Origin of the sequence: Rhizobium terrae (assembly GCF_003425685.1) — a bacterium.
In the GTDB taxonomy this organism is placed as follows: Bacteria; Pseudomonadota; Alphaproteobacteria; order Rhizobiales; family Rhizobiaceae; genus Neorhizobium; species Neorhizobium terrae.
Genome location: NZ_QJKM01000014.1, coordinates 203,158 through 215,253 on the forward strand (window position 1 = coordinate 203,158; position 12,096 = coordinate 215,253).

The 12,096-nt window shown below is 61.7% G+C and carries 10 protein-coding genes and 2 pseudogenes; all 12 read right to left on the reverse strand.

Annotation, left to right across the window (positions count from 1 at the left end; translation table 11 throughout):
• The gene (locus tag DMO26_RS24665; RefSeq protein ID WP_162895050.1) at positions 1 to 972 is read right to left on the reverse strand and encodes a LysR family transcriptional regulator; all 972 of its coding nucleotides are present in this window, start codon (positions 970 to 972) and stop codon (positions 1 to 3) included.
• Positions 973 to 1,228: 256 nt separating this feature from the next.
• On the reverse strand, positions 1,229 to 2,164 hold the full coding sequence (locus tag DMO26_RS24670; protein ID WP_117194818.1) for a LysR family transcriptional regulator: 936 nt from the start codon (positions 2,162 to 2,164) through the stop codon (positions 1,229 to 1,231).
• Positions 2,165 to 2,298: 134 nt separating this feature from the next.
• Positions 2,299 to 3,792, reverse strand: a complete 1,494-nt coding sequence (locus DMO26_RS24675) for a carboxylesterase/lipase family protein (RefSeq protein ID WP_117194819.1) — start codon at positions 3,790 to 3,792, stop codon at positions 2,299 to 2,301.
• 7 nt (positions 3,793 to 3,799) lie between these two features.
• Complete coding sequence (locus tag DMO26_RS24680; protein WP_117194820.1) at positions 3,800 to 4,594, reverse strand: ABC transporter permease; 795 nt, start codon at positions 4,592 to 4,594, stop codon at positions 3,800 to 3,802.
• Positions 4,595 to 4,602: 8 nt separating this feature from the next.
• Positions 4,603 to 5,484, reverse strand: coding sequence for an ABC transporter permease (locus DMO26_RS24685; protein WP_117194821.1), 882 nt, complete (start codon positions 5,482 to 5,484; stop codon positions 4,603 to 4,605).
• On the reverse strand, positions 5,481 to 6,548 hold the full coding sequence (locus DMO26_RS24690) for an ABC transporter ATP-binding protein (RefSeq protein ID WP_117194822.1): 1,068 nt from the start codon (positions 6,546 to 6,548) through the stop codon (positions 5,481 to 5,483). Before DMO26_RS24690 ends, DMO26_RS24685 begins: the two co-directional genes overlap by 4 nt.
• 24 nt (positions 6,549 to 6,572) lie before the next feature.
• Complete coding sequence (locus DMO26_RS24695; RefSeq protein WP_117194823.1) at positions 6,573 to 7,655, reverse strand: ABC transporter substrate-binding protein; 1,083 nt, start codon at positions 7,653 to 7,655, stop codon at positions 6,573 to 6,575.
• A 131-nt stretch (positions 7,656 to 7,786) separates the two neighbouring features.
• A complete protein-coding gene (locus DMO26_RS24700; protein WP_205421260.1) occupies positions 7,787 to 8,788 on the reverse strand; it encodes a dipeptidase in 1,002 nt (333 codons plus the stop codon).
• The gene (locus DMO26_RS24705) at positions 8,788 to 9,423 is read right to left on the reverse strand and encodes a 2-hydroxychromene-2-carboxylate isomerase (protein WP_117194825.1); all 636 of its coding nucleotides are present in this window, start codon (positions 9,421 to 9,423) and stop codon (positions 8,788 to 8,790) included. Before DMO26_RS24705 ends, DMO26_RS24700 begins: the two co-directional genes overlap by 1 nt.
• Complete coding sequence (locus tag DMO26_RS24710; protein ID WP_162895051.1) at positions 9,416 to 10,897, reverse strand: FAD/NAD(P)-binding protein; 1,482 nt, start codon at positions 10,895 to 10,897, stop codon at positions 9,416 to 9,418. The genes DMO26_RS24705 and DMO26_RS24710 overlap by 8 nt, the downstream gene beginning before the upstream one ends.
• 184 nt (positions 10,898 to 11,081) lie before the next feature.
• Positions 11,082 to 11,408: pseudogene (locus tag DMO26_RS34980) on the reverse strand (transposase); the annotation flags it as partial.
• Positions 11,409 to 11,724: 316 nt separating this feature from the next.
• Positions 11,725 to 11,967 (reverse strand): annotated as a pseudogene (locus tag DMO26_RS24725) (IS110 family transposase); the annotation flags it as partial.
• Positions 11,968 to 12,096 lie beyond the last annotated feature (129 nt).

Genomic DNA, 12,096 nt, shown 5'->3' on the forward strand with positions numbered 1-12,096 from the left:
TCAATGCTCCTGTGCCTGTTGGCCGGCGCCGAACGTGGCATCGGCAACGCGTTCGATATGGCCCGGATCATGCGCGATGAAACCGGGCATGCGGGCTGCTGAAATCCTGATGATCAACTGGATGAGCTCGAGGACGCCATCCGGAAGCGGCCTGGAAGCCGCCGAAAAAATCCCCCAGAGAAACGGGACGTTCATGTCCAGCGGGCGGATTTCGACATTCTTCAGCTCGATGCCATAGGCGGTAGCGGGCTCGACGATCGCGATGCCGAAGCCGGTCGCCGCGAGTTGCAACGCGTTGAGCGCCGCGTTGGTGTCTACGATGCGCGATGGCCGGACACCGGCAACCTCAAGCGCCTGGTTGACGCGGCGGCGCAGGCGGAAGGGGTTCGCCATGGTGATCAGGCAACGATCGGCGAAATCATCCATGGAAATCGTCGGCTTGGCGGCCAGAGGATCATCCACCGCGACCGCCGCTACGCAAGGCGACTGGAAGAGGCCATGCACTTCAAGACCGGGATGCTCGACTGGCAGCGACGCAACACAGAGATCAGCCGTCCGGGCAAGTACGGACTGGACCGCGGCCTCGGCCGAAATGCTGCGCAGATGGATGTTCCGGGGAAGCAGGCTTTCCGGCATCTCGGCCAGCGCCAGGGGAAGAAGACCGCTCGCGAAAGCCGGGATCGCGGCAATCTCGATGGGGCCGAGCTCCGCCGACGCGATCGTCTTCGCCCGCTCCTGGAGCTGACCGATCCCGGTCAGGAAACGTTCCGCATCGGCATGGAAGGCAATCGCCTTGGACGTCGGTGTGATGCGCGGGCCATTCCGTTCGAAGAGCGGAAACCCGACAGAGGCCTCCAGCTCCTGGACAAGCCGCGTCACCTGGGATTGCGAACGGTCCAAAAGGCGCGCCGCGGCAGTGATGCTGCCCGCAGATATGACCGCCAGAAAGACTTCGAGCTGCTTGATTTCCATCGCCAACCCATAATGCGCAAATTGCAGCATCGATCAATGTCAATTCGTTTAATGCATAATCAGGTTTGAGGCAACAAGAAACACTGCCTATAAAATGTGCTTCAGGCTTGGCAATCGAACTCTCGGCATGCATTCGAGGCGCCGTCGTCCAACGAGACTTCAAATGGACATAGGAGGCGCAACCGGACTGGCTGCGCCTCGTGTATCGCGTTCATTTCAGGGCAAGAGGGCGTTGCTGTTTCGCGGTGATCGCCAGCTAGACCGTCGGCAAGCTGTCGTGTTTGCGAAACCTGGTCAGCTTCGACGCCTGGTGCTCGATCGCATCGATCAATCGCCGGACGGTCGCCGACAGCGGCAGTCCCGTCGCCGTGATCACGCCCCAATGGAATGGGACATCGAAACTCAGGGGAATGACGGAGACATCCTTGATCGGCAGCCCGCTCAGGGTGACCGATTCGACGATCGCCACTCCGAGGCCTGCGCGCGCCAGCGAAAGCGAGACATAGGTGGCGTTGCTGTCGATCACCCCGCCGGGCTTAATGCCATGCTCGACAAAGGCGCGGTCGATGCGCATCCGCAGCCGATAGGGATTTGCCGAGGCGATCAGCCGGCGGCCGTTCAGATCGGCTGGCTGCAGGATGTCCTTCTCCGCCAGGTCGTCGCCGGCGGCCACGACGGCCACGCATGGCACCTCCCCGATCCAGTGGACGTCGATACCCGGGTTGTCGAGCGGCAGGCTGGCAACGCCCACATCGGCCGTTCGCGCCAGAACCGTCTGAACGACATTCTCCGAAGCGATGCTCTGCACATGAACATGTTCGGGAAAGAGTTCCTTTGGCAACTCCTGCAACGCAAGCGGGATGACACTCGCGGCGATCGCCGGGATCGATGCAAGCTCCACCGCCTTCGCCTGAGCAGTTTCGATCTGCCGGGCCCTTTCGCTGATGGTGCGCAGCCCACTGAGGAACAGTTCTGCCTGAGAGAAAAAGGCGACCCCCTGCTCGGTCGGGGCGATCCGTGGTCCGTTGCGATGCAGCACCGGAAAACCCAGTTCCTGTTCCAGTTCCTGAATGAGCCTCGTCACCACCGGCTGGGATTTCCCGAGCGCCTTGGCGGCCCCCGTCATGCTGCCGATCGACATCACGGCCACGAAGGCCTCCAACTGGCGGGTATCAAGATATTCCGGAGGCATGAGGCTTCCCGTTTTCGCCCTGACGAGTGACATTCCAGCATTCAACAACGTGGTGTGTATAGCCATCTTATCCTTGGCGAACCAGTCCGGTTCGGAACGGGCTTTTGTCGGCGGGAGCGGTCGCGCGATCCTTTTCACGCGCTCGCGGTGCTCCAAAGCGCGGTGCGCCCATCGAAGGGGGCCGCGATGACACGAAAATCCCCGCCATCCATATGCAGCACCTTTGGCTGCGAGGCCGAATAGTGGGGCCAGTCGCCGGCCGGCGACTTCGGCATCTCGTCGCGAATGAAAGAAACCCAGACGTCGTGAACAGCCGTCGCGAAATTCGGTTGAGTGACGGCCTGTCGCGTCGCTAGATGACTGACGTCCATGCCGCGCCGGTACCAGACCTCGCCGACTTCGGCGCCATGCGGCGCTCCGAGTTCGTCTGCGCCTATCGGCCCGTAGAGGTATTTGTAGACGGGCTGGCGGACCGCATGCAGTCGTGCGAAGCGCGTCGCCGGGTTCTGGAAGACGAGATCGCCCCCGACGGCGCGCCAGATGCCACGTGGAGAATGATCCGGCAACGCACGCCGATAGCGCTCGACGATTTCGCTGCCGGTCAGCCCCATCGGTCGCACGCGTTCGTGCAGCAGGCTTGCCGCGATCTCGAAATCCATGTCCGGCTGTGCCGTCGCATGGGTCACGTATTCGCCGGTCGTACATCCGATCATCATCGGCACGGCGATGGTTTCACCATCCGCTGCGGCGGCTTCCGGATGCCGCGGAAGGGAGATGCCGTCGATGACCGGGACGAAGGGTACGCCCAGCATCGACGCGGAGCCGTCGCGATCGAAATCATGCCGTTCGTAGGATTCGTTGCAGAGATCGCGCTGCGCGACCAGTAGAGTCTCGAAGGGCATGTCGCGCAGCTCTGCCTCAGTCACCTGCAAATAGTCGAGCATGCGACGATTGAGCTTCTTCGCATCGTTCATCGTGGAAATGCCGGTGCTCGCTCCGCTTTGGGGCATCGCCCTGGCGAAGAGACCATGCGCCGCCGGCATGGCCATGACCGCCGCAATCGCGAAGCCACCGGCGGAACGGCCCGCGAAGGTGACGCGCTTCGGGTCACCGCCGAAGGCTCCGATATTATCGCGAACCCATTGAAGCGCGGCGATCTGATCGAGCAGGCCGCGGTTGTCCGGCGAACCGTCGTTCAGATGTAGGAAGCCGAGCGCGCCCAGCCGGTAGTTGACGGTGACCTCAACGATGCCACTGGCCGCAAAGGCGCCGCTTTGCAGAACGGCCTCGTTCGCCGAACCGACGGCATAGCCGCCGCCATGGATCCAGACAAGTACCGGAACGGAACCGGTTACCGATGTCGTCCGGATATTGACCGTCAGGAAGTCCGTGCCGAACTCCAGTTTCGACGCGGCCGCCTTGCCTACGGGACCGTAGGTCGGGATTTGCGGACAGACTGCGCTGAGCGTCCTGGCAGAGCGGATGCCAAACCACCGGGGCACCGGCTGCGGCGCCGCAAAGCGCCGCTCCGGCGTGATCGGCGCAGCATAAGGGACCCCGAGAAAGACGTGATATCCATTTTCCCGAAACCCCTCGACGGGACCGCCCGTTGTTTCGACGATTGTCATGCCGACCTTATATTGCCCTGCGCAGGCCGACCAATCTTTCGACCGCGACCACGACGCCGATGGAGATCAGGATCAGAATGACGGAAAGCGCGGCGATCTGCGGATCGGTGGAGTATTCGAGGTAATGATAGATTTCGGTCGGCAGCGTGGACGCCTTGACCGAGACGATGAAGAGCGAAATCGTCGCCTCGTCGAAGGAGATCAGGAAGGCGATCACCGCGCCGGCGATCAGGCCGGGACGCACCAGCGGCAGGGTGATGCGCCAGAAGACCATGGCCGGAGACGCCCCGTGTACCAGCGCCGCCTCTTCCACACGCGTGTCGACGGCCATCAGGCTCATGGTGATCGTCCGTACCGTGTAAGGGATTGTGATGCCGAGATGGGCAAGCACGATGCCAGGATAGCTGTCGAGCAGGCCGATCGGTGCGATCACCAGCATGATGCCCACCGCCAGCACGATATGCGGCACGAGGAAAGGCGCGAGGATGAGGAAATTCACCGCCGCCTTGCCGCGGAACTTGTAGCGCACCAGCGACAGCGACAGGAGCATGCCGGCCGAAACCGACACGACGCCGACGATCACGCCGATCGCCAGGCTCCGCCAGAAGGCCGAGATAAACTTCACATTCTCGAACACTTTCACATAGGAGCCGAACGACAGACTTTCCGGCGGAAAGGCCAGATACTGGCGCGTGTCGAAGGAGATGATGAAGACGATGACGATCGGCGCCAGCAGGAAAAGATAGAGCAGCGTGATCAGCGTGTTCCAGGCGACGCGGCCGATGAGTGAATTGTTCTGCATGGCCGGCCTCACACTTCGAGCGCGCGCAGCGCACGCTGGTAGAGAAGAATGATGCTGCTGAACAGCACGAGCAGCATGACCGAGAGCGCCGCCGCCAGCGGCCAGTTGAGCGTCACCGTCGCCTCGTTGAAGACTTCCGTGCCGAGAACGAAGACGCGCCCTCCCCCCATCAGCCGAGGCGTCACGAAAGCGGAAATCGCCAGCACGAAGACGAGGAGCGCTGCCGTCAGCACGCCGGGCAGGCTGAGCGGCAGGACGATGCGCGTGAACACCTTGAGCCGGCTTGCCCCGAGCATCGCGGCCGCCTCCTCCAGTTGAACATTCAGTCGGCCGAAGCCGCTGAGCATGGCGAGGATCGCATAGGGCATCAGGATTTCGATCAGCGCGACGGTGGCGCCGAAGCTGTTGTTGGTGAGGCGGATGACGCCATCAGTGAGCGACAGCGACTGCAGCGTGCTGTTGATGACGCCCCGGTCTCCGAGGATCACCATCCAGCCATAGGTCCTGACGACAGACGACGTCAACAGGGGTGCCACCGCAAGCGCCGTCAGCACGCCCCGAAAGCGGCTTTGCGTCCGGACAAGGAAAAGCGCGATAGGATAGGATAGGATCACGGCGAAGATCGCGACATTGAAGCCGACAACCAGAGTATTCCAGGCCACCCGCCAGTAGAACGGATCGAACAGCACGGTGGTGTAAGCTTCCAATGTCCAGTCGCCGCCGCTCAATGCTCCCACGGCCGAAGAGGCGAATGAGGCGCGCAACAACCAGAGGAGCGGTAGCAGGAAGGTGATGATCAGCGCGACGAGGCCGGGCAGAAGCAGTATCAGGAGGATGCCTCGCGAGGCGGCCGGCGCGCCGCTCGCAGGCGCTGTCACGGCGGCGCTCATGCAGCCTCCCGACCGATCAGGGTCACGTCATCGGGCGCAACAGTCAGTGTGACATTGTCGCCCTTCTTTGGCAGGACACCCGCATGGGTCGGCAGATCGGCCTGCAGCACGCGGCTGCCGCAGCGTACGCTCAGCGTCAGGATCTGGCCGCGATAGACGATATGCTCGACCACACCGCTGAAGCTGTTCGGCTGGCCTGGTTCTCCCGCAAGAAGCAATCGGTGGGGCCGCACCATCAATTTGATCGATGATCCGATCGCGGCTTCACCGGCAAAATGAAGCAGAGGCAGACCGTCAACCTCCGCAAGGCCCGGTCCGGCGACTCTGCCCTCGAAGAATGTTCCAGCACCGATGAAGGACGCGACGAAATGAGTCTGCGGCCGATCGAAGATGTCAAGCGGGGTTCCGATCTGTTCGAGTTTTCCTGCCGACATGACCGCTAGGCGGTCGGCCATCGAAAGCGCCTCGTCCTGGTCGTGGGTGACGAAGATGGCGGTAACGCCGGTGCGTGCCTGGATGTCGCGGATTTCATCGCGCATCTCGTCTCGCAGTTTCGCATCGAGGTTCGACAGCGGCTCGTCGAGCAACAGGAGTTCCGGCTCGATCACCAGCGACCGGGCGATCGCCGCGCGCTGCTGCTGGCCACCGGAAAGCTGGCTGACCTTGCGCTCGCCAAAACCGGCAAGCTTGACAAGGTCGAGCGCCTTCCTGACGCGCTCCTCGCGCTCGGCCCTGCCGACCTTGCGCATTTCGAGGCCGAAGGAGATGTTCTCCGCGACCGTCATGTGGGGAAACAGGGCATAGGCCTGGAAGACCATGCCCATGTTCCGCTTATAGACGGGAATGGCGGAAACGTCCCTGCCATCGAGCCTGATCGCGCCCGAGGAGGGAGCGATCAGGCCGGCGATCATGCGCAGGATCGTCGTCTTGCCGCAGCCGGAAGGCCCGAGCAGGGCCAGCATCTCGCCGCGCGGCAGCGAGAAGCTGACGTGATCCACGGAAGGCTTTTGGGCGCCTGGATAGGTCTTCACGAGATTGTCGATGATGACGTGATGATCAGCCATAACGGCCAGTTTCCTCAAGAGAGATCAGTTGAGCGCGATGACTTCGCGGTTGATGCGCTGGATCCAGGCGGAATATTTGTCCGCAACGAAGTTCCAGTCGAGCGACATCTGGGCGGCCTGGGCCTCCTTGGAGCCGTAGATGCGCGCGGCAACCGCGTCCGTCAGGGTCACCTTGGTATTGACCGGTCCGTAGAAGCTCTTCTCGGCGAACGTCGCCTGTGCCTCGGTGCCCAGCGCATAGTTGATGAAGAGCTGTGCCGCCTCGGCATTCTTGGAGTTTTCGACGAGACCGATCGTATTGGTCTGGCCGATCGAGCCTTCCTTCGGCGCGGCCACCGCGATCTTGCCGCCCTGCGTGTCATGCAGGTATTGCGCTCGGCCGTTCCAGCAGATGGAGAGGTCCACCTCGCCGCTCTGGACGACGGCGTAGCAATCCGGCGCCGGCTCCCAGGTCGAGACATTCGGGGCGATTTCCTTGAGCATGTCGATCGCCGGATCGACGCTGTCCTTGTAGTCGGCGCCCTTCAGCTTGTCGAGGATCGGCAGCAGGATGACGCCGCGCGTATCGCCGAGCTTCGCGGCTATCTTGCCCTTGTATTTCGGGTCGGTCAGATCGTTCCAGCTCGTCGGCGGCTGCTTCACGCTGTCGGTATTGTAGAGGATCGCCAGATTGTCCTGCGAGAAGGCGACCGCCTTGTCGCCGTCGAGGCGGGCCCAGTCCGGCATCTCGGCAAGGCTCGTGACCTTGGCCGGATCGAGCTTGGTGAAAATACCGCTCTTGTTCGCCTTTATGGCGACCGAGACGTCGATCAGGGCCACGTCGATCTTCGGGTCGGCCTGCTGAAGGGTCAAAAGGGCGAGCGTCTCTGCGGAATTCTTGCTCTGCTGGTAGGTCACCTCGATGCCTGGATATTTCTCCTTGAAGGCAGCGATGACGAACTTCTGATAGTTGTCGGCGAAAACGCCGGAAAAACCGACGATGTTCACCGTTCCCTTGATTGAGGCGTCCTGGGCCTCGGCCGCGCCGGCAAATGCGGCAAGGCCGGCGGCAATAATGCCGGCGTGGAGGAACATCCGCGAAATTCCGTTTTGCATGCGTATCGTCATGTCCGTCTCTCCAGTTTTAGGCATGGCGTGTGTTCTTATATCCCCATGCAGTTCCCTGATCCCGCAAACGCGGTCTCCCGCTCGATAAGCCGAGGCAATTTCCTCCTACCGACAGTCCATGCCGGAGAAGATCAGGCCATCGGCGTCCAGGCCGCGTCGAGCACGCGCAGCCAGTTCCCGCCGAGAAGCTTGAGCACCAGTTCCTCGCTCCAGCCGCGCGCCAGCATGCGGGCCGTCAGGTTCGGCATCTCGGTTATCCGCTCAATTCCCTTGGGCTTCGATATCTTCACCGAGCCGAATTCGGTCAGCGTGCGCGCAGTGCCCTTGTCCTTGTTGGCCCAGAGCAGCCAGGGACCGGGACGCGGCCGGTCGAGCGAAAAATCCGTGCCGATGCCGACATGGTCCTCACCGACGAGATCAATCACGTAAGACATGGCATCCAGGTAATCCTCCACCGTCGCGTCGTTGCCGGCCGCGAGGCCCGGCGCGAACAGGCTGATGCCGATCAGGCCACCCTTTTCGGCGCAGGCGACGAACAGTTCGTCCGGCTTGTTGCGTTTGACGTCCCGCAGTGCCCGCGGCAGGATATGCGAGATGCAGACAGGCCTCTTCGAATAGGCGATGACGTCGGCGCTGGTCTTGTCGCCCACATGGCTGAGGTCGCAGAGCACACCGACGCGGTTCATTTCCGCCAGCACTTCCCTGCCGAAGCCGGTGAGCCCGCTATCGACCTCCTCTAGGTAGCCCGCGCCGGAATAGTTCTGAGTATTGTAGGTAAGCTGCATGATGCCGACACCGAGATCCTTGAAGATCTCCACGTAGTCGAGCTTGTCTTCCAAAGGCGAGGTGTTCTGCCAGCCGATGATGATGCCGGTCTTGTTCTCAGCTTTCGCCGCATGGATATCGGCAACCGTGCGGACCGGCCGGATGATGTCGTCGTTCTCGCGCAGAAAGCGCCTCCACTCGGAAACGTAACCGATCCCTTCGCGGAAATTCTCCCAGAGAAGAGAGGAGACGTTGACGGCAGTCAGCCCCCCGGCGCGCATTTCCTCGAAGATCGACCGGCTCCACTGGCAGGTCTGAAGGCCATCCACGATGATCGCGTCGTCATGCAGTTTTCTTGCGTCGGTCATCACGCCTTTTCCTCACGCATTTCAGTGGTGTTGCTGGCTTTCAGGGCGCGGTCGACGAACTCCAGGCGATCCTGCCCCCAGAAGAGTTCCTTGCCGAGGACGTAGGTCGGCGTCCCGAAGATGCCGAGCCGCTCTGCGTCCGCGAGATTGCCGTGCCACTCCGCGACGATGTCATCCGGCTGCGGATCGGCGACGAGCCCTCCGGCCGCCTCGCCGGCCGTTGCCCGCGCGATCTCGCGAAGCGTGGAGAGGTCGGCAATGTCACGGTCCTCGGCCCAAAGCGCCCGCTGCACGGCGAACGAGAAGGAAATCGCGTCAAGACCCGCCCTCTGGATCGCGATCGCCGCCTGCGCAGCGGGCTCGATCGTGCGGCAGGGGTAGAATTTCGGTTTCAGGTTAAGCGGCATGCCGAGATAGTCCCGCCAGCGGCGCAGTTCGATCTCGTGATAGAGCTGGCGCGCATCAGGACGCTTGCGCAGCGGGATGCCGCCATTCGCTTCTATGATGCGGATCGGCCTGAGCCGCACGCCCGCGTCATTCTCACCGGCAATCGCGACGGCTCTCTGGGCGCCGAAATAGGCCCATGGCGACGAGATTCCGTAGAAAATCTGAAGCTCCGGACGTCGTTCATCCATTGGCAATGCTCATATCCTCGTCAATATCGGCATCCGTCCATTCGTCGCCCAGAAGTTCCGGCGTATCGAATGCGAGAAAGCGGTCGAGATGGTAGGTCCGGCCCTCCACGAAGAGCGACCGCGCGAGTCCCGTCGCCAGGCGCGCCGCGCCATCGCTGATGGAAGGTATCCCGCTGGTGATCTTTCCGTGCGAGGGAACCGCCGGATAGGCGAAGCAGGCGACCCGCGAAACCGAGGCGGCAAGACCGGGATCGAGCCCGGGCTTCGGCAGAAACTCGAACGAAGGACCGAGATAGGGTGTGGAACCGATACCCTCATGCTCCCAGCCGGCAGGCGGCGCATAGGCGTCCCGCCAGAGCAGGACCTTGTCGGCGAGCGCTGAAAACTCCGGCCGCTTGCCGAAATCGACCGAGAAGCCCGTCGCGAAAATCACCAGATCGGTCCGATAACGCCCCTTCGGCGTCACCACGTCCACCGCATCACCGGCCTCGACGAGATCACTGATCGGGCTTGCGAGATGAAAGAAGGCGTTCGGATGACGCGAGACGCGTAGCACGCTGTGGCGTGGCGGCGGGATCTGAGCCCGCTCGCCGGCAACCATGTAGGTCCACTTGTCCGCATCCGGCAGACCGACGTATCCGTGCGTCATCCCCTGGCTGCCGACCCCGGTGAATTTGTCGACACGCGGGATATCGACACGGCGCACGAAGATGTCGACGCGCGCAGCGTCCGCCTCCAAGGCGGCTGCGGCATTGTCCATCGCCGATGCGCCGGCGCCGACAACCGAAACACGCTTGCCTTTTAAGGAAGCCATATCGATGAGATCGGCGCCGTGCTTCACGAAGCGCGACGGTATACGCGCTGCGACATCCGGAAGCGTCGGAGCGCCAAGCCCGTCGAGACCTGTCGCCAGAACAACGCGCCGGGCAAGCACCTGCTCTGTCGTCCCGGCCCTGTCTAAGTCGAGAGCGATGAGGCCATCGTCGCGAAAGCGGAGCGCGGACAGGGCGGTTTCATTGACCACATCAAGCCCGAGCACTCGTCGATACCAGACAAGATAATCCATCCACATGGGACGCGGGATGAGGCCCATGTCGAGATAGGCCTGCGCGCCGTATTGCGCCTCGAACCAGGCGCGGAAAGTCAGGGAAGGGATGCCGAGCGCGGGCCCAACGGCGTCCTTGCGGGTGCGCAGCGTCTCCATCCGCGCATAGGTGATCCAGGGGCCCTCCCGCCCTTCTGGAGCGCGATCGAAGGCGTGGACATTGCCGATGCCGACCTTCTTCAAGGCGGCCAACGTCACCAGCCCGCAGAGACCGGCCCCGATTACAGCCACGTCCAGAACCTCGGTGCCATCGACTTCGGTCCGAGGAAGCCAGGCCTTCGGCGGCTGGTTGAGCCAGAGCAAGTCAAGCGCAAGGCGTTTTTCCAGAGCCTCAAGAGAAGCCGGGCGGGATAGATCGTTTGTTCCCACTTGATCGTCGCATTATTTTAAAATGACATTATAATAAGACTACGATGCAAATATCGAAATGTAAATGGACAGCATTTAAAATAGGGCAGGGTGTTGATTTCTACCGAGAATTGGCTCTGATGCACATTTGCTGAAGTGTGACCTGAGACCCAAATCCTCCTCCAAATTTTGGTAGAGTCCGTCAGCCGGTCGAATATTCCTTCGGCACGAGGCCTAGCCACGCCGCCAGATCTCGAGCCTTCCGGGACTGTCGGCCGTTTCCAACGGTTGCGAGGAGCGCAGTCGCGCCCAGAGCTCCGATGCCTGGAATTGTCATGAGCCGCCGTGCAACATCCTTCCGACCGGCGATAGCTTCGATCTCCCGTGTCACGTCGGCGATGCGTTGCTCCAACTGGCTCAGATCATTGAACAGATCGGTGAGAAGCTTTCGCATCGCCCCCGACAAGTCGTTCGACAAATCCCCGAGCGTTTGCGGGAGGTCGAGCTTGAACAGGCCTGCTCCCTGCCGGAGCCATTCGAGCCCCAGATTCGAGCGTGGCTTGAGGCGGATCCGGCGGTCTCGGCAGCCTCGGTCCTGGAGCGTCTGATGAGCGCTGATCCGTCACGCTTCACGAAGAGAAGCCTGCGGACGGTGCAAATGGCAGTCAAGGCTTGGCGCATCGAAACAGCCGGGCTGATTATTCTCGATGGAGACTGGATCAAGGGCGCCCCGTTATCTTCCCCTGCGGCAGGAGAAGATAACGGCCATCTCAGCGAACAAAACTTTGGTAACATTCCTGGGTGAGGCAATAGGGGGGGTCAATTTCTCACTTCGCCCGACACCAGGTCTGCGTCTTGGCTTTAGAAATGACTTCGTGGGTCTTCGATAGTTCCTGCAGATCGTTAATGCCAGCTTCAAGCGGATCTACGTAGACCTGGGTTGCTCCGATCCGCAGCATATGCAGAATAACCTGTGCATCCTTCGGATCGTTCTTGTCCCAGCCGTTATGAAGCGCCTCCCGCGTTCTGGCCAATGCGACAGAAGAGATCAGTCGCAACTGGAATCCCGCCACAAGCAGCTTATGCGCCAGGGTTGTCGGGCGACATGCACAATTGACCCCCGGACGGCATAAAGAAGTGACCCCTCTGTTTTGAGAGGAGCAATAGATGACGATTGAGATTTCGGTGAATCCTGCATTGTCGAGAGGGATGCAGGGTGA

Excerpts from the sequence above, each read along its gene's own strand:
- DMO26_RS24665 (WP_162895050.1), bottom strand. The coding sequence starts at position 972 with ATGGAAATCAAGCAGCTCGAAGTCTTTCTGGCGGTCATATCTGCGGGC.
- DMO26_RS24670 (WP_117194818.1), bottom strand. The coding sequence starts at position 2,164 with ATGCCTCCGGAATATCTTGATACCCGCCAGTTGGAGGCCTTCGTGGCC.
- DMO26_RS24675 (WP_117194819.1), bottom strand. The coding sequence starts at position 3,792 with ATGACAATCGTCGAAACAACGGGCGGTCCCGTCGAGGGGTTTCGGGAA.
- DMO26_RS24680 (WP_117194820.1), bottom strand. The coding sequence starts at position 4,594 with ATGCAGAACAATTCACTCATCGGCCGCGTCGCCTGGAACACGCTGATC.
- DMO26_RS24685 (WP_117194821.1), bottom strand. The coding sequence starts at position 5,484 with ATGAGCGCCGCCGTGACAGCGCCTGCGAGCGGCGCGCCGGCCGCCTCG.
- DMO26_RS24690 (WP_117194822.1), bottom strand. The coding sequence starts at position 6,548 with ATGGCTGATCATCACGTCATCATCGACAATCTCGTGAAGACCTATCCA.
- DMO26_RS24695 (WP_117194823.1), bottom strand. The coding sequence starts at position 7,655 with ATGACGATACGCATGCAAAACGGAATTTCGCGGATGTTCCTCCACGCC.
- DMO26_RS24700 (WP_205421260.1), bottom strand. The coding sequence starts at position 8,788 with ATGACCGACGCAAGAAAACTGCATGACGACGCGATCATCGTGGATGGC.
- DMO26_RS24705 (WP_117194825.1), bottom strand. The coding sequence starts at position 9,423 with ATGGATGAACGACGTCCGGAGCTTCAGATTTTCTACGGAATCTCGTCG.